Raw genomic sequence first — 21,314 nt, 5'->3', positions numbered from 1 at the left:
GGCCGGCTGCGCTCAGGCTTTGGTGCCGCGCCGCAGATGCTCGTCCAGGCGCGGCATGATCTCGACGAAGTTGCAAGGCATGTGCCGATAGTCGAGCTGGGCCTTCAGGATGCCGTCCCAGGCATCCTTGCAGGCGCCGGGCGAACCTGGCAGCACAAAGACGAAAGTGGCGTTGACGACGCCGCCCGTGGCCCGGCTCTGGATCGTCGACGTGCCGATCTTGTCGTAGGAAATGCGGTGGAACACTTCGGAAAAGCCGTCCATGCGTTTTTCGAAGATCGGCTCCAGCGCTTCCGGCGTCACGTCACGGCCGGTAAAGCCGGTTCCGCCGGTGGTGATGACGACATCGATCGCTTCATCCTTTGACCAGCCCAGCACCTTGGCGCGGATCTGGTCCCGGTCGTCAGTGACGATGTCGCGTGCCGCCAGTATATGGCCAGCGTCGGTGATCCGGTCCGCCAGCGTCTGGCCGGATTTGTCGTCGGCCAGGCTGCGCGTGTCGGAAACCGTCAGCACCGCGATGCGTATCGGAATGAAGGCGCGGCTCTCGTCAATTCTGGCCATCTCAGTCAGCGCCCGATGCTATGCTGCGGGTGGCGGCGACGAACCAGTCAGGCTGCCGGCTGCGGATTTCGGCGGCCGCACGCTTGGCGACATTACCGGTCTCGAACAGTCCGAAGCATGTCGCGCCCGATCCGGACATCCGGGAAAAACCTGATCCGGCCTTGTTCAGCCATGAGAGCGCCCTGCCTATGGCCGGCTGCATCGCAAGGGCTGCCGGCTCAAGGTCGTTGCGCGTGATCTCCAGCCAGTTGCGCAGGCTATGAAAATCGATGCTGCGCGGCAGCGGCGGCAGGGCCTCGTTGTCGCGGCTGGAAAGCGCCGCGAAGACTTCCGCTGTCGAGACCGGCGTGCCTGGATTGACCAGCACCAGTCCAAGCGCCGAGAAATCCGGCGCCATTGAGAGTTCATCGCCAATGCCGCGCGCAATCAGCGGCTTGGCCGCCAGGCACATCGGAATATCGGAGCCCAACGAAAGACCGATCCGCGCCAGCTCGGCATCGTCGATATCCAACCCCCAGATTTGCGCCAACCCGCGCAGTACCGCCGCCGCATCGCTCGATCCGCCACCCACACCCGAAGCAACCGGCAGGTTCTTCTCGAGCTTGATGGCGACCGGGGGCGTCTTGTGAAGGCCGGCGGCCAGCCGCAAAGCGTCGCGTGCCTTGAGCACCAGATTGCTGGCATCAAGCGGAACCGCCGGCGCGTAGCGGCCGGACACGGCAAAATCGTCGCTGCCGGCAAGCGCAAGCTCGACCCTGTCGCCGAAGCGTGTGAACACCGCCAGGCTTTCGATCAGGTGATAGCCGTCAGGGCGCCTGCCGGTGACGTGCAAGGCTAGGTTGATCTTGGCAGGGGCGGGCCAGACCAGGGAACGTGCCTCGGCCTCGACCGGATCAGTTGCAAGTGAAATGATAGTCAGTCCTTGGCCAGCCGGTATTCGCCGGTCTTCGGGTCCTTGACCAGCGTTCCCATCGCGCCGTTGGCCGTCTGCTTTTCGGTGCGCCGCACCTTGGCCGTTACGCGCTCGGCTTCCCGGACGAAAGTGCGGTAGCCGTAGTAGGCGACGGCGCCGACGACAGCGAAGAAAATGATCTGTGGCATGTCAAAACTCCTCCCGCGCAAGGGCCGGCAGAAGCGGCCGGTGGGGTCGGTTAAGCTCTTATGCTAGACGGTTTCGCCAGATTTTCAAAGCCCGAAGCGTGCCCATAGCGCGCGCTCTTCCGCCGCATCGACGACGCCGCTGGCGGCAGCAGCGGCAATATCAGGCGCCGAGAAGCCCTTGGCTGATCCAAATAGGCCGAAGCGGCTCAGAAAACCGCGCGGTGCACTGACCAGCCTTAGCTGGGTTTTTGGGCCAAACCGGGTCTTCAGCACGGTGCGCATGTCGCCCAGTGCGTCGACAAGGCCAAGCTCGAGGCCTTTTTTGCCTGTCCAGAACAGGCCGGTGAACAGATCCGCGTCGTCGCTGAGCTTCTTGCCGCGCCGCTCCCTGACCAGGTCAATAAACGTTTCATGCACCTCGAGCTGCAGTGCCTTCAGGCGCTCGACGTCTTCCTTCTTCTCGGGCTTGAACGGGTCGAGCACCGCCTTGTTCTGGCCGGCGGTGTGGACACGGCGCTCAACGCCGATTTTCTTCATCAGTTCCGGGAAACCGAAAGAAGCCGAGACAACACCGATCGACCCGACGATTGAGGACGGATCGGCGAAAATCTCGTCGCCGGCAACCGCGATCATGTAACCACCGGAGGCGGCGACGTCCTCGACGAAGACCAGCACCTTCTTGTTCTTCTCGGTGGCCAAGTCGCGGATACGCTTGAAGATCAGCCGCGACTGCACCGGCGAGCCGCCGGGCGAATTGATCGAGACGGCGACCGCCGGCGCTTCGAAGGAAAATGCCTTTTCGATGAGGCCGGCGGTGGAGGCCAGCGACAGGTTCTGCCGGAACTGGCCGCCGCCAGACATGATTGTCCCGTGCAGCCTGATGACCGGAATGGTGACGACAGTTGAGCGCCAGGACTTCGGCAGCAGGCGGTTGATAAGGCGTTTCACGAGGTGGCGGTCTCCGGTCAATTGATGCAACGCATGTAGGAATTCACCGGCCAACGGCAATGCCGTCACCAAAAGCGGCCAGGATAATCAGTCTCCAAACAGGGAAGCCAGTCCGTTGTTGATCATTTCGGTCCGCTCAGCAGGGCCGTCACCCGATGCCGCATGCAGCATCAGCGGCGGCCGGATCGACAGTTTTCCGCGCGCGCCGAGCGTCGCCCTGACCACGATGCGAATGGCCGCTGCCTCCGGGCGGGGATGGACGGCCAGCATCTCGGCGTCACCGAAGCGGCCGGCCATGGCTTCCAGGAGAGCGCCGAGCTGCTCCGGCCGCGCGATGACGGCGAGCCTACCGCGTGGCTTGACCACCGCCGCGGCGCTGCGGATCCAGCTTTCGAACAGCCCGTCCTCCATGACATGGGCTTCCTTTCGCAAAGGATCGGGCGTGGCGCGATCCTCAGCGGCGTTGAAGGGCGGGTTCATGATGACGAAGTCGAATTCATTGTCGCCGAGGCCGGCTGCTGTCCGTGCCCGGCCTGACAGCGTCACATCGGCTGTAAGAACGCTGGCCCGATCGCTGAGATGCGCATTTCCGGGATGGGCAAGCGTGGTTGCGGCAAAACCCGCCATTTCAGGTGAGCGTTCGACCAGCATCGCCCGGGCACCCGGGCAGCGCGACAGCACCGCCAGGCCGGCAGCGCCGGCGCCGGCGCCGAAGTCGGCGAGGCGTCCGGCAAACGACGACGGTACGGAAGCCGCCAGCATCATGGCATCCATGCCGGCGCGGTGACCGCCATGCTTGGGCTGCACCAGCCAGAACCGGCCGCGATGAAAAGCATCGACCGTATGGGCCGGAGTATCCGGGACAAGGGCGGCGCGCGACGCGGACATTATTTCTGGCGGATCTCGTTGGCGATGCCGGCGTCGGTCAGGATACGCTTTGCGGCGTCGATCTGATCGGCGTCGACCATGATCCGCCTTGGCAATATCCCGATCGACCCGTCGAGCACGCTCATGTTCTGGTCGGCGACGAAGCAGCCGATGCCGGCATCGCGCATCAGCGATTCGACAAAGGAAATGATGACGGCGTCATTGGTGCGGATGAGTTCGATCATCGCGGGAAACTCGCAGCTTGAGCCAGCGATGTAAACGGGCAGCCTGTTTCAGGCATTTCCGGCGTTGACAGCCTGTCATCGCCGCCGCGCCAATTCGCCACTTGCCGTGGCAGTGTCTACCGCCCTAGAGTCCGTGCCGGGACTAAGGGTGCCGTCGCACGCGTTATACCAAGACGGGAGTGATTGTCGTGGGTGTCGTTCTCAACATCGAAAACGGGAAGCGGGAACCCGCGTCCATCAAGGATTTGATCGATCTGACGGCCGGGGACATGGGCCGTGTCAATGAGCTGATCCTGTCAAAGGCCGGCTCCGACGTTCAGATGATTCCCGAGGTCGCCAACCATTTGATCTCTTCGGGCGGCAAGCGGCTGCGGCCGATGCTGACGCTCGCAGCCGCGCAGATGTTCGGCTATGCCGGCGAAGGCCACGTGAAGCTCGCCACCTCGGTCGAATTCATGCACACCGCGACCTTGCTCCACGACGACGTCGTCGACGAGAGCGGTATGCGTCGCGGCAAGAAGACCGCCCGCATGATCTGGGGCAATCAGGCAAGTGTGCTGGTCGGCGATTTTCTGCTCGGCCAGGCCTTCCGCATGATGGTCGATGTCGGTTCGCTTGAAGCGCTCGATATCTTGTCCAGCGCTGCCTCGATCATCGCCGAAGGCGAGGTCATGCAGCTCGCCGCCGCCAAGAACCTCGAGACCACCGAGGATGAACATTTCGCCGTGATCAAGGCCAAGACGGCGGCGCTGTTCTCGGCCGCCGCCGAGGTTGGCCCTGTCATTGCCCAGGCAACACGCAACGACCGCGCGGCCTTGCGCTCCTATGGCATGAATCTCGGCCTTGCCTTCCAACTGATCGACGATGCGCTGGATTATGGCGGCACCAGCAAGGATCTTGGCAAGAACGTTGGCGATGATTTCCGTGAAGGCAAGGTCACCTTGCCGGTCATTCTCGCCTACCGTCGCGGCAGCAAGGCAGAGCGGACGTTCTGGAAACGCGCCATCGAGGAGAATGTGACCGATGACGCCGGTTTGGAAAAGGCGATCGGCCTGATGACCCGCCACGGCGCGATTGCCGACACGATCGGGCGAGCCCGCCATTTCGGCGAGATCGCCCGCGACGCGCTGGCGCCGCTGGAAGCGACGCCGCAGAAATCGGCGCTGATCGACGTCATCGATTTCTGCATCAGCCGGGTGAGCTGAGCCGGCGACTGGGGCGCCTATTCTGCTTCCTTGGGTAATGATCCTTTCGAACCAGTCAGTCTTTGGTGAATCCCGACGCTACAGCCTCGACAAGAGGCCACGCCGCAAATTATCTATAAAAACATGGCAAAAGACGACACCATCGCCGTCCGCATCAGCAAGGTTCTGGCGGACCGCATCATCTCGGGCGCGATCGAGCCGGGCGCGCGGCTGCGTCAGGATCATATCGCCGAGGAATTCCACACCAGCCATGTTCCCGTGCGAGAGGCGTTTCGGCGTCTCGAGGCGCAAGGTCTGGCTGTCGGTGAACCGCGTCGTGGCGTCCGCGTGGCGGCCTTCGATCTCGGCGAGGTCAAGGAGGTCGCTGAGATGCGTGCGGCACTTGAGGTGCTGGCGCTGCGCCATGCCGCTCAGCATCTGACGCCAGCTATCCTCGATTTGGCCGAGCAGGCCACCAAGGCCGGCGACAAATCCCGCGATGTCCGCTCGTGGGAAGAAGCCAACCGAGCCTTTCACCGGCTGATCCTGGCGCCGTGCGGCATGCCGCGCCTACTCGCCACCATCGATGATCTGCATGCTGCAAGTGCCCGCTTTCTGTTCGCGGCGTGGCGACTGGAGTGGGAAGCCCGCACCGACCAGGATCATCGGGCCATTCTGACCGCCTTGCGGCAAGGCAACACGGAATCCGCGGCAGCCACACTTGGGCGCCATGTGCAGTGGATTGGCCGCAAGCCAGTCAAGATGGCTTCCGGCGCGACACGCGAAGCCTTCGCGATCGTCGGTTAGGTCGAGTTTCCAGCGCTGGCGACTTGATCTGTGTCGCCTCTAGATCGCACGCCATCCCGTTATTTCGAGTGCTTCCGAACCCTTTCCAGAGGCCAAGGGTTGCCATTGGCTCAAAATTATGGATTCGATAATAGATCGAAATGGGAAATTATCTATAATTTCGATCAACCGCAAGGAAGCCTTATGATCAACATCGCAATTTCATCGCCTCAGCCATCCTTCAGCCCACTGCGGCTCAACAGCCGCTCTGTAACCTGGCAAGTCGCGGCCGTAGCCCTTGGCACCCTGTTTCTGGCGCTATCCTCCTACATCGAAGTGCCGATGGTGCCGGTCCCGGTAAACATGCAGACTTTCGCCGTGACGCTCGTCGGCGCTCTCTATGGCTGGCGGCTCGGCGCGGTCACCATCGCCGCCTGGCTTGTCGAAGGCGCGTTGGGCTTTCCGGTCCTGTCGGGCGGCGTTGGCGGTGCCCACTATTTCCTGGGCGCCACCGGTGGCTATCTCTTCGCCTTCCCGGTCTGCGGTGCCCTGGTCGGCTGGCTGGCTGAACGGGGCTGGAACGGCGGCAGGGTGATCCTCGCTTTCGTCGCCATGCTGCTTGGCAATCTCCTGTGCCTGATCCTCGGCACGATCTGGCTTGCCGTCATGATTGGCGCCGAACAGGCCGTGACTTTCGGATTCCTGCCTTTTGTCCTCGGCGGCCTGCTCAAGTCAGCGTTGGGCGCGGCCACCCTCATGGCGCTTCCCGGCGCCAAGGCGAAGCCGGCACATTCGTGACAATACGGCTGCGCGCCCACCATCTCCTTTGCCTGCTCACCTATGTGGGCAAAGGATACAGCCCCGCTTTCACGGCTAACTATGACGTGATCGCGCATCGGCTGAGCCGGGGCGAGGGCATCCTGATCGTTCAGGGGCCCGATGATATCTGCGCGCCGTTGCTGGTGGAGCCGGAGCCGCACTGCCTGGGCGAGAGCGCCGCCGAGCGCGACCTGGCGGCGGCGCGGGATGTCGGCGATCTGCTGGGCCGGACGATTGGGCCCGGCGCCCGCCTTGAACTCGACACCGAGCTGCTGGCGCGGCTGCGCTTGGCATTTTCGGCTGGCCTGACGCGGAATGCCTGTGTCGGCTGTGAATGGGGCGGGCTCTGCACCAATGTCGCCGCCGGCGGATACCAGGATGCCCGCGTGCGGCATCCGGGATACCCGCGTGCGGCATGCGGCTTCCCATAATTGACACGTGCGCCCGTCCCGATGACGTCGGATTGCTCTCCTTGGCCATGGTTTGTTAATCGGGTGACCCGATTGTGAATTCGAGGCGGATTGAAGCGCGACCCCAAAAAGGCCATGCTTTGTCCGGAAAAGATCGAGTCTACGTCGATCCCGCTGACGCGGAGATGGCGCAGGGCTGAAAGGGATACGATGCAGCAAGGACGTGCGCGCTGGCTGGCAGGGCTGGCAATTGTCACAGGCATGGCGATTTCGGGGCTGCCGGCCTATGCCAAGCAAACCACCGAACCAGTCAAGATCACGTCGTTCTCGGGGGCTTATCTCGCCGCGCGGATCGCCGAAGGCGACAATGACCTCGACAACGCGATCATCTATTACAAGCAGGCCCTGGCCTTCAATCCAGGCGATACCAGCCTGCAGCAGAGCCTGATGCTGTCGCTGATCGCGCAAGGCCGCTTCGACGAATCACTCGTCTATGCCGACAAGCTCAAGGAAGTTCCAGACGTCGAACGGTTCTCGCGGCTGGCACTGGCTGTCGATTCCTTCCACAAGAAGGATTTTACCAAGGCCGGATACTGGCTCAAGCTGTCGCTTGAATCCGATCTCGACCGGCTGATCTCGGGCGTCATGTCCGGCTGGGCCCAGCAAGGCGCCGGTGATCCGACCGAGGCGATGGCCGCCATCGACAAATTGCAGGGCCCCGACTGGTTCGGCCTGTTCAAATCCTTCCACCGTGCACTGATCGCCGATGCATCGAACATGCCTGAAAAGGCGGATGCCATCTATGCCGCGACCATGCAGGATACCGCAGCCGGTGGTGCGGCTCCCGAAACCTGGATGCGCAATGCGCAGGCCTATGCCTCCTTCCTGGCCCGCAAGGGCGAGAAGGACAAGGCGGTGTCGGTGCTCGATCAGGCCGAGGCGTTTTCGCCAGGCAAGCTGGAGATCACGGCGCTTCGCGACAAGATCAAGAAAGGCGAGAAGGTTGCCCCCTTCGTGGCCGGCCCGTCGGACGGCGCCTCGGAAATTCTGCTCGATCTTGCCACCGCGCTCAACCGGGGCGGCGGTGAACCTTTCGTCCGTCTCTATCTGCAATACGCGCTGGCGCTGAAGCCGGACAGCGACGCCGCGCTGGTGCAGCTTGCCGCAGTGTCCGAGCAGTTGAAGGACGGCGAGGGCGCCATCGCGCTCTATCGCCGGATCCCGGATGCTTCGCCGCTGAAAGAACTTTCAGACCTGCAGCTCGGCCTCAACCTCGCCGATCTCGACCGTCATGATGAGGCGATCACCCATCTGAAGGCGTTCGTCGCCGCTCATCCCGACGATATGCGCGCCTATCTGGCGCTGGGTGGCGTCTATTCTTCCAAGGACGATTTCCGCTCGGCCGCCGATCTCTACGACAAGGCGGTCGCGGTGCTGAAGACGCCGACCGCCGCCAACTGGAACATCTTCTACCAGCGCGGCATCTCCTACGAACGCCTGAAGGAATGGCCGAAGGCCGAGCCGAACTTCCTCAAGGCGCTGGAACTGTTCCCGGATCAGCCGCAGGTCCTGAACTATCTCGGCTATTCTTGGGTCGACAAGAACATGAAGCTAAAGGAAGGCCTGGCGATGATCCAGAAGGCCGTCGACCTCAGGCCAAGCGACGGCTACATCGTCGATTCGCTGGGTTGGGCCTACTTCCGCCTCGGCAAGTTCGATGACGCGGTGCGTGAAATGGAACGCGCCGTGTCGCTGAAGCCGGAAGATCCGGTGCTGAACGATCACCTCGGTGATGCCTACTGGCGCGTCGGCCGCAAGCTGGAAGCCACTTTCCAGTGGAACCAGGCTCGCGACCTCAAGCCCGACCCCGATGTGCTGGCCACCTTGCAGCAGAAATTGATGAAGGGCCTGCCGCCGATCGAATCCAACACGGCGCAGGAAACCCCGAAGATGAAGCCCGAGCCGGCGCCCGCGCCGAAGGGTTGAACACTTCTGAATTCGGTTAAGCGGGGCTCGAAATCGGGCCCCGCTTTCGTTTCAGAACAGCTTTCGATAGACGACAAATCCGGAGAGATCGCCGACCTTGTCGTAGAGCTTCATCGCGGTGTGGTTGGTCTCATGCGTCAGCCAGTACACCCGGCCCGAGCCGGCGGCTTGGGCGCGCTCATAAACCCCTTCGATCAAAGCCCTGCCGACACCTTTGCCGCGTGAAGCCTCCGTGGTGAAAAGGTCCTGCAGATAGCAATTCGGCGCGATTGCCGTTGTGCTGCGGTGAAAGAGGTAGTGCACGAGGCCAAGAAGCTGCCCGTCACTCTCTGCGACAAGCGCATGCACCGGCTCATAGGCGTCGAAGAAGCGCGACCAGGTCATGTCGGTGATCTCGCGCGGCAAGGCCGTTGCGCCCGAGCGGCCGTAAAACGCGTTATAGCCATCCCAAAGCGGCAGCCATTGCTCGAAATCCTGTCGCGCGATAGGGCGGATGTTGATCGGATGGGGCATGGTTGAACCTTGCTGTTGCTGAAAATGGTGATGTGGCCATCGAACAGACCGCAGGCTTACAGGGCCGGCAATAGGCCAGCCGATTGCAATGCTTTCAACGTGTTCCCGTGTCTTCGCGGCGGTTCTGGAGGCGAAGCCTTGCCTTGACCCCTATCGGCCAGGCATCTAGGGAATGCTGCATTCCGCCGTTCCGCCGAGGCCGCCGTGACCATTGAAATTCCCGCCCATATGCACCCCAGCCGCTCTTTCCAGGGGCTGATCCTGACCTTGCATAACTATTGGGCCGCCTATGGTTGCGTCATCCTGCAGCCCTATGACATGGAAGTCGGTGCCGGCACGTTTCACCCGGCAACGACGTTGCGCGCGCTGGGACCAAAGCGCTGGAATGCTGCTTACGTCCAGCCGTCGCGCCGCCCCAAGGACGGCCGCTATGGCGAGAACCCGAACCGGCTGCAGCACTATTACCAGTATCAGGTGATCCTGAAGCCGAACCCGCCCGATCTGCAGGAGCTTTATCTCGGCTCGCTGGCCGCGATCGGCGTCGATCCGCTGCTGCATGACATCCGCTTCGTCGAGGACGACTGGGAGAGCCCTACGCTGGGCGCCTGGGGACTTGGCTGGGAGTGCTGGTGCGACGGCATGGAAGTGTCGCAATTCACCTATTTCCAACAGGTCTGCGGCATTGAATGCGCGCCGGTGGCGGGTGAGCTCACCTATGGGCTCGAACGGCTCGCCATGTATGTCCAGGGCGTAGACAACATCTACGACTTGAACTTCAACGGCCGCGAAGGCGCCGACAAGGTGACTTATGGCGACGTTTTCCTGCAGGCCGAGCAGGAATATTCGCGTCACAATTTCGAATACGCCAACACCGCGATGCTGCTGCGTCACTTCGAAGACGCCGAGGCTGAATGCAAGGCGCTGCTTGAGGCCGGTGCGCCGGCTTCGAATGACAATTTGCCCATGCACAGGATGGTCTTTCCGGCTTACGACCAGTGCATCAAGGCCAGCCATGTCTTCAACCTGCTTGATGCCCGTGGCGTGATCTCCGTTACCGAGCGGCAGAGCTACATCTTGCGGGTGCGCAATCTGGCGAAAGCTTGCGGCGAGGCCTTTTTGAAGACGCAGGCTGGTGGGCTGGCGGCGGCCTAGCCTCACGCTGCCTGTGCGATTTCCATCGACGTGCTGATCGGCGACAGGTTCTGGCTGTTCGAGCTGGATATCGTCCGCAAGGCTTGGCGGACGCCAGGCATCGAGAAGGCGCCATGAACCTGCGCGGCGAAGCAGGCGCTGAGTGCCAGGATCTGCAGAAGTCTCGATACCGTTTTCATCGTCGTCCAGCCAATAGTTCTCTGCCTGAGCGTGGGTCGCTTCAGCGCCGGGTTCGGTTCATGGAAATCTTTGATCCAAGGACGCACGGTGCGGCATCAGCCCGACAGGCAGTCCGGAGTTTTGTAAAATTGGCGAAGCCGGCAACCAGCATGCGGGGTGACAGCGGCGAGCCGAGTTGCTATTCCCCGCGCATTCGAGACACCATCCCGGCGCTGCGCGCCGACCTTCTCCGATAGAGAGGGTGAGGAGCCCTGATGCCTGACCTGCTTCTAGAACTCCGCTCCGAGGAAATCCCCGCCCAGCCGCGCGCCCGCAGCGCCGGAGGCGCGAGGACGCGCAAACAGAAAGAAGGCATGCGGGTGGAGAAACTCTAATGCCGGATCTTTTGCTCGAACTTCGCTCCGAGGAAATCCCCGCGCGCATGCAGCGCAAGGCGGCGGGCGACCTGAAGAAGATGCTGACCGACGGTCTGGTCGAGGCTGGGCTCACCTATGAAGCGGCGCGCGAATATTGGACGCCGCGCCGTCTGACGCTCGATGTCAGAGGCCTCACGGCGCGCTCGAAGGATATAAGCGAGGAGATCAAGGGTCCCGCGACAACGGCGCCCGAACAGGCGGTGCAAGGCTTTCTGCGCAAGGCCGGTCTGTCCTCCATTGCCGAAGCGCATGTCCACTCCGACCCGAAGAAGGGCGATTTCTACGTCGCCCATATCTCGAAGCCGGGCAGGGCGGCCGAAGAGATCATCGCCGAGCTGGTGCCAGGCATTATCCGTGGCTTCCCGTGGCCGAAATCTATGCGCTGGGGGCCGGCCTCGGCGAAGCCCGGTTCGCTGCGCTGGGTTCGGCCGCTGCAGTCGATCCTGTGCACTTTCGGCCCGGAGACCGAGGAACCGGTGGTCGTCGACTTCGAGATCGACGGCATCCGCTCGGGCAACATCACGTACGGCCACCGCTTTCACGCGCCGGGCGAAATCGTCGTGCGCCGCTTTGACGACTACGTTACCAAGCTGGAGGCGGCCAAGGTCGTGCTCGACGCTGACCGGCGCAAGGAGATCATCCTTGCCGACGCGAAAAACCTCGCCTTCGCCAACGGCCTTGAACTGGTCGAAGACGAGGGGCTGTTGGAAGAAGTGTCGGGCCTCGTCGAATGGCCTGTCGTGCTGATGGGCGAATTCGAGCAGGCTTTCCTCGCCATTCCGGCCGAAGTGATCCGACTGACCATCCGCGCCAACCAGAAGTGCTTCGTCACCCGCCCGCAAGGCGTTGGCGAAGACCTTTCCAACCGCTTCCTGCTGACCGCCAACATCGAGGCCAGCGATGGTGGCAAGGAAATTGCCCACGGCAACGGCAAGGTTGTGCGCGCGCGATTGTCGGATGCGCTCTATTTCTGGAAGACCGACCAGGGCGATCTGCCCGATCTCGACCAGTTGCAGACCTCGGCGGAAAAATTCGGACTTGACCTGAAGAAGCCGCTCGATCAGCGCATGGCCCGCCTGGATCATCTCAATGTGACGTTCCACGCCAAGCTTGGCACGCAGGGCGAACGGGTGGAGCGCATGAGCAACCTGGCGAACGAGATCGCGCCGGTTGTCGGCGCTGAGCCCACCCTTGCACGCCGCGCCGCAGTCCTGGCCAAAGCTGACCTCACGACCGAAGTGGTTGGCGAATTCCCGGAACTGCAAGGCGCCATGGGCCGCAAATACGCGCTGCTGCAAGGCGAGCATGCGAGCGTGGCCGCCGCGATCGAGGAGCATTACAAGCCGCAGGGCCCATCCGACCGAGTGCCGACCGATCCGGTGTCCGTCGCTGTCGCACTCGCCGACAAGCTCGACACATTGGTTGGCTTCTGGGCTATCGATGAAAAGCCGACCGGATCGAAGGACCCCTATGCATTGCGCCGCGCTGCGCTGGGGGTGGTGAGGATCGTGCTTGAAAACAAGATCAAGCTCTCCTTCAGTGTCGCCATTGCCGCGACCGTCGCGGCGGCGCTTTCTGCCTATGAACGTTCTGGTGAAGGTGCGCAGGCCAGAGGCGTCGTGGCGATGCTGGATGCCCGGATCAAGGAATACCGGGGGGAAAGCCGCCTTTTGCCGGAATCAGGCCTTGTCGCCAGGTTGGTGAAGGACGGCCTCAATAAGGCAGCATCTGAGACCTTTGGTGCTGCCGACCCGGAACGAGAGTTCTTCGATGGGCAGCGCGTCATGGAACTGGAGGCCTCGTTGGCTCCGTTCACGAATGATCTTCTTTCCTTCTTCCACGATCGCCTGAAGGTCTATCTCCGCGATCAGGGCGCACGGCATGACCTCATCGACGCGGTCATCACGCCGCGGTCCGATGACCTCCTGCGGATCGTTCGCCGCGTTGAAGCGCTGGGCAAATTCCTCGACACCGAGGATGGCAAGAACCTGCTCGCCGGCACCAAGCGCGCGGCCAACATTCTGGCCGCCGAGGAGAAGAAGAAAACGGTGGTCGCCGAGACTGTTGAGCCGGCGTTGTTTCGCGAGGATGCCGAGAAGTCGCTGTTTGCGGCGGTGAATCAAGCCGAGAAGGAAGCCGGCCAAGCGATTCACAACGAAGACTATTCCGGCGCCATGCTGGCGCTTAGCGTTTTGCGCGAACCCGTTGATTCATTCTTTGAACGCGTTCTCGTGAATGATGAGGACTTGGCCGTACGCGCCAACCGTCTGGCGCTGCTCGCCCGCATCCGCGCGGCCACAGATCAGGTCGCGGATTTCTCCAAGATCGCCGGATAAAACGAGCTTCAGGCGCCCGGAAAAAATATCGTCCGGCCGGCCATTCGAGCCGGCTTACAGTCATATGACGATGATCTCTCCGTGGCAAAAGGGACATGTTCCCCAACCCACGGAGGCTTCCATGAATTCCGATCACGAAATCGAAGTGACTGAAGAAACCTCAAGCGCTGCGGGGGCGCTTGAATCCGCTTCCGAAACCACCCTCGATCACGCCGCCGCTGCCACGGTCGAAGCCGCCGATATGTCGGATGACGACGAAGACGGCGACGATGAAGACGGCGAAGAGTCTGACGAAGGCGACGCCGAAACCGCCACTCTTTTGGGTGACGATGAGGACGAAGACGAGGAAGATGAAGAAGACGACGCCGACGACAGCGTGAAGGCTGAAGATGGCGAAGCCGAAGAAGACGAGTCCGACGAAGAGACCGCCGAAGACGACACCGACGAAGAAGTCGCTGCCTGAAATTTCAGCCGGCAAGAATCTTTGTCGACGAGAGTGGGCGGCGCGCAGGCGCCGCCCTTTCTTATTCAATTTTCGAGAATGCTGACGCGCACGCTGTCTTCATAGACGTCGACCTGTATCAACGGTTCACCATTGACGATGGCGCGCTTGGTCGATGCGCTCATCGCGCCGCCGCGCTCCAGCATGCGCTGCAACTGAGCCCGCTGATCATTGGTCCGGAACCATCCATCGCCTTCGTCGTCGCTGTCGCGCTGGTGGAACTTGTGCCAGTTGGCACGGTCCTGCCGCACCATCTGCGCTGCATTGTCCAGCGCGTAGCCGTCGCTGGCGTGATGATCCCGGTCGGAAATGCGGGCGACATAGGACCCCAGCATGTCGTCGGCATGGGCGGCGCCGACGCCCAGCAGTGATGCCAGCAGAAGGCCGGCCATGGTGATGGTTCTTGGCTTGCTCATGTTAAAACCCCTTTGCCCTGAGTGATGAAATACGGTCTGCCGGAGCTGATTGCCGAAATTCGGGCGGCGATGCTTCGCCGCGCTATACGGTCGGCCAAGGCTCCGAGCAATGGTGCGCCGGGCGCCGGACTGGCGTCAAGTTGATTGATAAGCGCTTCGGCTACTTGGCTTCGCCGACGCCGGGGATGGGCGGTTGCGGCTTTTGTGCCGCCGGAGGCGACCGGCCCGCAGCGGCAGCCTTCTCGCCATTGGGCGCTCGCGTCGGCGCTGCCGAGGCAGTGGCCGTTGCCTTGGCTGGCGCGGCGGCGGGCGCGGCGGCGGGCGCCGTGGTCGTGGCTTGCGCCTTGCTGGGCGTCGGGGCGGAGAATGCACCACCAACGACGCCGCCACGAATGATCATCGGGGCCTGCACGGGCCCATGGCTCGGCGCTGGTTTGTCGGGGATCGCCGCCACTTTTTCATAGGTCACGTCAGGGATCTTGTCGCCGAGCGCTACGACCGATCGCGCATGCTGCACATCACCGGCTTTGGTTGTGCTGGCTGCAGCCGTCTCCGCCGTCTTGGGCGCACCGATCCAGACGATGGAAGGCGTCGAGGATGATGCGGCGGGAAAAACCAGCGACGAGGCCTGCGCCACGGTGGTCATCGCCACCAGAGTGACGCCCAGTGCTCCCAATATACGCATAGCCACGATAACAGCTCCCCTTTGCCCAGCAAGCCGGCACGATAGCGGATGGCGATTGATACCGGCTTGCACGGAAAGATAGCATTTTAGGAATTGATAAATCGCCAATGCCCGGACTTGCCCCGAGCGCGGCAGCGTATTACGCACCGGCATCTGTGAGGTGACGCGTGGCAGAAATACTTGCCGTCGGCGAGGCAATGGAGCGGGCGCTGGCCTTGCTGGCGGGCGGCGATGTCGTCGCGATTCCGACGGAAACCGTTTACGGGCTCGCCGGCGATGCAACCAATGGCGTCGGCGTGGCGCGCATTTTCGAGGCCAAGGGCCGGCCGCGCTTTAATCCGTTGATCGCGCATGTGGCCGATCTGGCAATGGCGGAACGCATTGCCCGGTTCGATCCGCTGTCGGAAAAGCTGGCGCGGGCATTCTGGCCGGGTCCACTGACACTGGTGCTGCCACAGCGGCCCGGCAACGGCATTCACCCGCTGGTCACCGCCGGGCTCGACACGATCGCCTTGCGCATGCCGAGAGGATTCGGTGGCGAGTTGATCGCCAGGCTCGGCCATCCTCTAGCCGCGCCCAGCGCCAATTCATCGGGTAAAATCAGCGCGACAACGGCTGAAGCCGTGGCCGCCGATCTCGGCAGCCGGATCAAGCTGGTGGTCGACGGCGGTGCGACGCCGGTCGGGCTGGAATCGACCATCGTCAAGGTCGAGGCCGGAACGTTGCGGCTACTCAGGCCAGGTGGCGTCGCCGCCGAGGAGATCGAAGCGGCCGTCGGCATGAAGCTGCTGCGCGGTGCCGTGGCGGGCATCGAAGCGCCGGGCATGCTCGCCTCGCACTACGCGCCGGGCGCGGCAATGCGGCTCAACGCCGAAAAAGTCGAGGCAGGCGAGGCCTTGCTGGCCTTTGGCGGCCGGCGGGCCGAGGGCTGGCAAGCAGTGGTCGCCCTGAAAAACCTGTCTGTGTCAGGTGATCTGCGCGAGGCCGCGGCCAATCTCTTTGCCTATATGCAGGATCTCGACCGCAGCGGCGCCAAAACCATCGCCGTCGAGCCAATTCCATTCGACGGGCTGGGCGAAGCGATCAACGATCGGCTTTCGCGTGCCGCCGCGCCGCGTGACATCATCCCCTCCGAGACATAGCGTTCCCAGATGACCGAAGCCTCAGAAAATCTCGACCCCGCCCTCGCAACCCGCTTCGCGGCCATCGTCGGCGACAAATACGCGCTGCGTGACCAGCAGGACATCGCGCCCTACCTGATTGAACGGCGCGGGCTCTGGCATGGCGCGACATCGCTGGTGCTGCGCCCGGGCAGCGTCGAGGAGGTCAGCCGGATCATGCGCCTGGCCAGCGAAACCGGAACGCCCGTCGTGCCGCAAAGCGGCAACACCGGGCTCGTCGGCGCCCAGGTGCCGGACAAATCCGGCCGCGAAATCGTGCTGTCGCTGTCGCGGCTGAACCGCATTCGCGAAATCGATGTCCTGTCCAACACCGTGACGGTCGAGGCCGGCGTTATCCTGCAGACCTTGCAGGAAGCCGCCGACGCAGCCGACCGGCTGTTCCCGCTGTCGCTTGCAGCGCAAGGCTCCTGCCAGATCGGCGGCAATCTCTCGTCCAATGCCGGTGGAACAGGCGTCCTTGCCTATGGCAATGCGCGGGAACTCTGCCTTGGCGTCGAGGTGGTGCTGCCGACGGGAGAGGTGTTTGACGACCTGCGCAAGCTGAAGAAGGACAACACCGGCTACGATTTGAAGAACCTCTTCGTCGGCGCGGAAGGCACGCTTGGCGTCATCACCGCTGCCGTGCTCAAGCTGTTCCCGAAACCGAAGGGGCGCGAGGTAGCCTTTGTCGGCCTCTCGTCGCCTGAAGCCGCACTCTCTCTGTTCAGCCTGGCGATGGACCGCGCGGGTGCCGCGCTTACCGCCTTTGAGCTGATCGGCAAGCGGCCATACGACTTCACGCTGGCGCATGCCCAGGGTGTGGTGCGGCCACTGGCGCAAGACTGGCCGTGGTACGTGCTGATGCAGATTTCGTCGGGCCGCTCGGCAGAGGATGCACGGGGCTTGATCGAAGACGTTCTTTCAGCCGGCCTTGAGCAGGAATTCTTCGGCGATGCCGTCATCGCGGCGAGCCTCGCACAGGGGGACGCCTTCTGGAATTTCCGCGAAGTTCTGCCGGAATCGCAAAAGCCGGAGGGCGCTTCGATCAAGCACGACATTTCGGTGCCGGTGGCAATGATCCCACGGTTCATCGAAAAAGCAGCTGGTGCGGTGGCTTTGGTCAGCCCCGGCGCGCGCGTTGTCTGTTTCGGCCATATGGGCGACGGCAATCTGCACTACAACATTTCCCGCCCGGAAGGCGGCGATGATGATGCGTTCCTGGCTCTCTATCACCTCATGAACGATGCCGTGCACCACGTGGTGCGCGGTTTCCAGGGTTCGATCTCGGCCGAGCACGGGATCGGCCAACTGAAGCGGGATGAATTGATCGCCACGGCGCCGCCGATGGCGATCGATTTGATGCGCCGGGTCAAACACGCCTTCGACCCGGCCGGGATCATGAATCCCGGTAAGGTTATCTGATCCTTTCAACATCTTGTGCCTGGTGGCATTCCGATAACCATCCCTGAGATCAGCAAAATTTAACCGACTTTCTTAAGCGCGGCGGTAAGGACCCCGCGCTACTGTCTCCTCACAAACGAGGCTGGAAAAACCGGCCCGGAGAGAACCGGACACCGGCTCTCAGGAGAGACAGGAAGGCACTAGATGAACACCGGACTGAAGCCCGTCTGGGCGGGACGCAACATGCGCCTCGACCCGTTCCGCCTGCCGCAAGTGGTGAGCTACGCCACTCGCGACGACTATGGCGACGTGACCTTCACCATCGACCAGCGTGGCGCTGTCATCCGCCGCTTGCTCGAGATGAGCGGCGTGCCGGCGATCATCGCTCTGCCCGCCAACGCGTTTCGCGGCGTCGCCGCCCGCGCCATGGAGGACCCGGAAGGCAATGTCACGGTGACGCTTGAGTTGCTGCACAACGACCCGATGCTTTCGGTGCCGCTGCTGGTGGCCGATGATCTGGAGGATGTCGCCGCCGACTGGCGCGCCTGGGCCGATGCCTACCGCTTGCCGATGCTGCTGATCGAATCGGACGGCATTGCCCGCACGCTTGAGGAATCGCTTGGCGCCGCCATCAAGACGCTGCCGGCGCAGGATCGCCGCAAGGGCCGTGTTTCAACGTCGCGCCGCCCGCGATTCCTCGCTCGCCGCCGGGCCGGCGACCTCGGCCTCAGGCTGGTCATCGATGGCCAGGAGATTATTTCGCGGGAGTAGGCATCGCTAGACCAGCGGCTTCAGCGCCACCCAGATTGCGCCGCCGATCAGGCCAAGGAAAATCAGCCAGCCAACCTGGTTGTTTGATCTGAACAGCCGCAGGCATTGGTCCGGATTGTCGATATCCAGCACCGCGATCTGCCGTGCCATATGGGCGCCGGCGGCAATCAGCCCGGCCAATGCCGGCACCGGCGCTTGTGCCGAGGCAAAGGCGATGGCGAAGCAGACCAGCGCACCGCCATAAAGCCCCGCCAGCCACATTTTGGTGTTGTCGCCGAAAAGCCGCGCTGTCGAGCGCACACCCACGATGGCGTCGTCCTCTTTGTCCTGGTGCGCGTAGATCGTGTCGTAGCCGATCACCCACAGGATGGAGCCGATATAGAGCATCACGGCGGGCCCATCGAGATCGCCGAACTCCACCGCCCATCCCATCAGCGCGCCCCAGGAAAAGGCCAGTCCAAGCACGAATTGCGGCCAGTTGGTGAACCGCTTCATGAAGGGGTAGACCGCAACGACGGCCAGCGAACAGACGCCGAGCAGCACGGCAAAGCTGTTGAATTGCAGCAGCACCGCAAGCCCCACCAACGCCTGCAGGACAAGAAACACCCAGGCCTGCCGGCGCGTGACCTTGCCCGACGGCAGCGGCCGGGACCGCGTGCGCTCCACCTGATTGTCGATGTTCTCGTCGACGATGTCATTGTAGGTGCAGCCGGCGCCGCGCATGGCGATGGCGCCGATCAGGAACAGCGCGAGATACCAGGGCGCCGGCAGCAGCGAGAGCAGCGGGTCACCGGGGCGCGGATAAGCGCTTGCCGCAAGTGCCGCTGACCACCAGCAAGGCCACAGCAGCAATTGCCAGCCGATTGGCCGGTCCCACCGGGCAAGCTGCGCGTAGGGCCACAGCGAGCGCGGCAGCACCCGGTAGACCCAATGCCTGCTCGGTGCATCGGCGACGCGCCCCTGGGCTGCTCTCGACTGAACGGGTTCCATCACGCTGGATTGGCAGCAGTGACGAAGGCCGTCAAGCAGTCTCGCTCGCGAACCATGTCATCACGCGAAGATGTCGTGAGAGGCGAACCAGCCCTTGGCCACGTCGATGAAGGCCAGCACCGCATTCGGCACCCGCTGATGCGTGTCATGCGTCAGGATGATCCGCTGCATGGGCAGTGGATCGGACAGTGGCTTGCAGACCAGCGGCAGGCCGTCATAGCTGCGGTCGCCATACGGACGGGTATAGCTGACCGCGACACCGAAACCGTTGGCAACCATGCTGCGCTGCAGTTCGAACGAGCTTGTGGTCGCGTCGGCCACGGGCGATAGGCCGCGGCTTCGGAACAGGTCCAGCATGTGCTGCCAGCTGTGCGGCTGGTCCGTCGTGATCAACGGATAGGCAGCCAGATCCGCCAGGCTGACCGAGGGGCGATCCGCCAGCACATGGCCTGCCGGCAACAGCGCATGCGGGCGCAATTCGCGCAGCAGGATGCGGGCGAAATGGGTCGGCAGGCTGAGATCATAGGTAAGGCCGAGATCGATGGCCGCGTCACTGAGGCGTCGACCAAGCGTCTCGAAAGTTTCGTCGCGGACGACCACTTCGACGGCCGGATAGCGTTCGGAGAAGGCGCGGATGAGAGCGGGCACGAAGAAAGGGGCGAGATCCTCGAAACAGCCCAGCACCAGTTCGCCGCCCACGGCCGATTTGCTGGAGCCCAGACCGACGAGTTCGTCCGTTTCGGTGAGAACCTGTCTTGCCTTCGCAACCACCGCCCGTCCGAAGGATGTCAACGACACGCCGCTGCCGCGCTGCCGTACAAACAGCTTCTGCCCGAAATTCTTCTCGACGGCGTCAATGGCTACCGAAACGGAAGGCTGCGAGACATTCAGCATCCTCGCGGCGCCGGTGACGCTGCCTTGCCGCGCCACGGCGACGAGATAGCGCAGCTGTGTGAGCGTCACATTCATAGAGTGGTCCTATGTGTCGGATGGAAAGTTATTATTTTACTGAATGAAAGGCGATTGCGATAGTCGGTTCATCTCAAGAGGAGAACGGCCATGGATTCCCAGATCGACACTCAGGCAGTCATCGACGCGGACACAATTGCCGCCTATCAGCGCGACGGCGCGGTCTGCATTCGCGGCGCCTTCAAGGGCTGGGTCGACACGATTGCCGCCGGCATCGAGCGCAACATGCTCAACCGCAGTGCGACAGCATCGGATATCGCCAATGGCCGTGGCAGTTTCTTCGATGATTACTGCAACTGGGAGCGCATTCCCGAGTTCGTCAAACTGGTGCGCGAATCGCCGGCGGCCTCATTGGCAGCAGCCGTGATGCAATCGCGCAGCGCGCAGTTCTTCCATGACCATGTGCTGGTCAAGGAGCCCGGCACGCAGAAGCCGACGCCTTGGCATCAGGACATTCCGTATTATTTTGTCGACGGCCAGCAGACGGTGAGTTTCTGGATTCCCATCGACCCCGTGAAGGAAGCCACCTTGCGGCTGATCGCCGGCTCCCACAAATGGGACAAGATGATCCTTCCGGTGCGTTGGCTCGATGACTCAAGTTTCTACGCCGGCGAGGGCGACTACCTGCCGGTGCCCGATCCGGACAACGAACCCGGCATGAAGGTGCTGGAGTGGGAAATGGAGCCGGGCGACGCCATCCTGTTCGATTTCAGGACCGCGCATGGTGCGCGAGGTAACCTGACCGCGGCGCGGCGCAGGGCGCTGTCCTTGCGCTGGGTCGGCGACGATGCCCGTTATGTCGAGCGGCCGGGCCGAACATCGCCGCCCTATCCAGGGCATGGCATGCAGCCCGGACAAAAATTGCGCGAAGACTGGTTCCCGGTTGTTTTCCAGAGTTGAGCCTGATCAAGCC

The 21,314-nt window shown here is 62.8% G+C and carries 24 protein-coding genes; 12 read left to right on the top strand and 12 right to left on the bottom strand.

Features of this window, described 5'->3' with window-relative positions:
• Positions 1 to 12 precede the first annotated feature (12 nt).
• The 6 genes from moaB to GA829_RS28130 form a co-directional block, all read right to left on the bottom strand.
• Positions 13 to 564, bottom strand: a complete 552-nt coding sequence (gene moaB / locus GA829_RS28155) for a molybdenum cofactor biosynthesis protein B (protein WP_195175828.1) — start codon at positions 562 to 564, stop codon at positions 13 to 15.
• A 1-nt stretch (position 565) separates the two neighbouring features.
• Positions 566 to 1,432, bottom strand: a complete 867-nt coding sequence (locus GA829_RS28150; RefSeq protein ID WP_195179838.1) for a 4-(cytidine 5'-diphospho)-2-C-methyl-D-erythritol kinase — start codon at positions 1,430 to 1,432, stop codon at positions 566 to 568.
• Between the two features lie 47 nt (positions 1,433 to 1,479).
• Entirely contained in the window at positions 1,480 to 1,665 is a 186-nt protein-coding gene (locus GA829_RS28145) for a hypothetical protein (protein ID WP_195175827.1), read from the bottom strand.
• An 84-nt stretch (positions 1,666 to 1,749) separates the two neighbouring features.
• The gene (locus tag GA829_RS28140; protein WP_195175826.1) at positions 1,750 to 2,613 is read right to left on the bottom strand and encodes a S49 family peptidase; all 864 of its coding nucleotides are present in this window, start codon (positions 2,611 to 2,613) and stop codon (positions 1,750 to 1,752) included.
• An 87-nt stretch (positions 2,614 to 2,700) separates the two neighbouring features.
• Positions 2,701 to 3,501, bottom strand: a complete 801-nt coding sequence (locus tag GA829_RS28135) for a tRNA1(Val) (adenine(37)-N6)-methyltransferase (RefSeq protein WP_195175825.1) — start codon at positions 3,499 to 3,501, stop codon at positions 2,701 to 2,703.
• Positions 3,501 to 3,725 (bottom strand): putative signal transducing protein, encoded by a 225-nt coding sequence (locus GA829_RS28130; RefSeq protein WP_195175824.1) that lies wholly within the window; start codon positions 3,723 to 3,725, stop codon positions 3,501 to 3,503. Before GA829_RS28130 ends, GA829_RS28135 begins: the two co-directional genes overlap by 1 nt.
• A 188-nt stretch (positions 3,726 to 3,913) precedes the next feature.
• Here GA829_RS28130 and GA829_RS28125 point away from each other — a divergent pair, with 188 nt between their 5' ends.
• The 5 genes from GA829_RS28125 to GA829_RS28105 all read left to right on the top strand — a co-directional run bounded on the left by GA829_RS28125 (position 3,914) and on the right by GA829_RS28105 (position 8,910).
• Entirely contained in the window at positions 3,914 to 4,930 is a 1,017-nt protein-coding gene (locus tag GA829_RS28125) for a polyprenyl synthetase family protein (protein WP_195175823.1), read from the top strand.
• Positions 4,931 to 5,053: 123 nt separating this feature from the next.
• Complete coding sequence (locus GA829_RS28120; protein ID WP_195175822.1) at positions 5,054 to 5,716, top strand: GntR family transcriptional regulator; 663 nt, start codon at positions 5,054 to 5,056, stop codon at positions 5,714 to 5,716.
• Positions 5,717 to 5,899: 183 nt separating this feature from the next.
• Entirely contained in the window at positions 5,900 to 6,493 is a 594-nt protein-coding gene (locus GA829_RS28115) for a biotin transporter BioY (RefSeq protein ID WP_195175821.1), read from the top strand.
• Positions 6,490 to 6,945 (top strand): DUF1284 domain-containing protein, encoded by a 456-nt coding sequence (locus GA829_RS28110; protein ID WP_195175820.1) that lies wholly within the window; start codon positions 6,490 to 6,492, stop codon positions 6,943 to 6,945. Before GA829_RS28115 ends, GA829_RS28110 begins: the two co-directional genes overlap by 4 nt.
• Before the next feature lie 189 nt (positions 6,946 to 7,134).
• On the top strand, positions 7,135 to 8,910 hold the full coding sequence (locus tag GA829_RS28105; protein WP_195175819.1) for a tetratricopeptide repeat protein: 1,776 nt from the start codon (positions 7,135 to 7,137) through the stop codon (positions 8,908 to 8,910).
• Positions 8,911 to 8,961: 51 nt separating this feature from the next.
• Here GA829_RS28105 and GA829_RS28100 read toward each other — a convergent pair whose 3' ends face one another.
• A complete protein-coding gene (locus tag GA829_RS28100) occupies positions 8,962 to 9,423 on the bottom strand; it encodes a GNAT family N-acetyltransferase (protein WP_195175818.1) in 462 nt (153 codons plus the stop codon).
• A 204-nt stretch (positions 9,424 to 9,627) separates the two neighbouring features.
• Between GA829_RS28100 and GA829_RS28095 the strand changes: the two genes are divergently transcribed.
• Entirely contained in the window at positions 9,628 to 10,575 is a 948-nt protein-coding gene (locus tag GA829_RS28095; protein WP_195175817.1) for a glycine--tRNA ligase subunit alpha, read from the top strand.
• Positions 10,576 to 10,577: 2 nt separating this feature from the next.
• On the opposite strand, the gene GA829_RS28090 is transcribed toward GA829_RS28095, so the two are convergent.
• Positions 10,578 to 10,754 (bottom strand): hypothetical protein, encoded by a 177-nt coding sequence (locus tag GA829_RS28090; protein ID WP_195175816.1) that lies wholly within the window; start codon positions 10,752 to 10,754, stop codon positions 10,578 to 10,580.
• 374 nt (positions 10,755 to 11,128) lie between these two features.
• Here GA829_RS28090 and glyS point away from each other — a divergent pair, with 374 nt between their 5' ends.
• Both glyS and GA829_RS28080 read left to right on the top strand, forming a co-directional pair.
• On the top strand, positions 11,129 to 13,507 hold the full coding sequence (gene glyS, locus GA829_RS28085) for a glycine--tRNA ligase subunit beta (RefSeq protein ID WP_195175815.1): 2,379 nt from the start codon (positions 11,129 to 11,131) through the stop codon (positions 13,505 to 13,507).
• Between the two features lie 121 nt (positions 13,508 to 13,628).
• On the top strand, positions 13,629 to 13,970 hold the full coding sequence (locus GA829_RS28080; protein ID WP_195175814.1) for an ATPase: 342 nt from the start codon (positions 13,629 to 13,631) through the stop codon (positions 13,968 to 13,970).
• Between the two features lie 65 nt (positions 13,971 to 14,035).
• Here GA829_RS28080 and GA829_RS28075 read toward each other — a convergent pair whose 3' ends face one another.
• On the bottom strand, positions 14,036 to 14,425 hold the full coding sequence (locus GA829_RS28075; protein WP_195175813.1) for a hypothetical protein: 390 nt from the start codon (positions 14,423 to 14,425) through the stop codon (positions 14,036 to 14,038).
• Between the two features lie 160 nt (positions 14,426 to 14,585).
• Positions 14,586 to 15,110, bottom strand: a complete 525-nt coding sequence (locus tag GA829_RS28070) for a hypothetical protein (RefSeq protein WP_195179837.1) — start codon at positions 15,108 to 15,110, stop codon at positions 14,586 to 14,588.
• Positions 15,111 to 15,277: 167 nt separating this feature from the next.
• Here GA829_RS28070 and GA829_RS28065 point away from each other — a divergent pair, with 167 nt between their 5' ends.
• The 3 genes from GA829_RS28065 to GA829_RS28055 all read left to right on the top strand — a co-directional run bounded on the left by GA829_RS28065 (position 15,278) and on the right by GA829_RS28055 (position 18,442).
• On the top strand, positions 15,278 to 16,252 hold the full coding sequence (locus GA829_RS28065) for an L-threonylcarbamoyladenylate synthase (protein WP_195175812.1): 975 nt from the start codon (positions 15,278 to 15,280) through the stop codon (positions 16,250 to 16,252).
• A 9-nt stretch (positions 16,253 to 16,261) separates the two neighbouring features.
• Positions 16,262 to 17,692 carry an FAD-binding oxidoreductase gene (locus tag GA829_RS28060; RefSeq protein ID WP_195175811.1) on the top strand — a complete coding sequence of 477 codons (1,431 nt, stop codon included), beginning with the start codon at positions 16,262 to 16,264 and terminating at the stop codon, positions 17,690 to 17,692.
• 183 nt (positions 17,693 to 17,875) lie between these two features.
• The gene (locus GA829_RS28055; RefSeq protein WP_195175810.1) at positions 17,876 to 18,442 is read left to right on the top strand and encodes a DUF6101 family protein; all 567 of its coding nucleotides are present in this window, start codon (positions 17,876 to 17,878) and stop codon (positions 18,440 to 18,442) included.
• A gap of 6 nt (positions 18,443 to 18,448) precedes the next feature.
• Here the strand turns inward: GA829_RS28055 and ubiA are convergent, their stop codons facing one another.
• Entirely contained in the window at positions 18,449 to 19,432 is a 984-nt protein-coding gene (ubiA, locus tag GA829_RS28050) for a 4-hydroxybenzoate octaprenyltransferase (RefSeq protein WP_195179836.1), read from the bottom strand.
• 60 nt (positions 19,433 to 19,492) lie between these two features.
• Complete coding sequence (locus GA829_RS28045; RefSeq protein WP_195175809.1) at positions 19,493 to 20,401, bottom strand: LysR family transcriptional regulator; 909 nt, start codon at positions 20,399 to 20,401, stop codon at positions 19,493 to 19,495.
• 90 nt (positions 20,402 to 20,491) lie between these two features.
• Here GA829_RS28045 and GA829_RS28040 point away from each other — a divergent pair, with 90 nt between their 5' ends.
• Positions 20,492 to 21,301, top strand: coding sequence for a phytanoyl-CoA dioxygenase family protein (locus GA829_RS28040; protein ID WP_195175808.1), 810 nt, complete (start codon positions 20,492 to 20,494; stop codon positions 21,299 to 21,301).
• Positions 21,302 to 21,314 lie beyond the last annotated feature (13 nt).

This window comes from Mesorhizobium sp. INR15 (genome assembly GCF_015500075.1).
Lineage (GTDB): Bacteria > Pseudomonadota > Alphaproteobacteria > Rhizobiales > Rhizobiaceae > Mesorhizobium.
The sequence above is the reverse complement of the archived record's forward strand: the minus strand, read 5'-3'. Positions and strand labels throughout refer to the sequence as shown.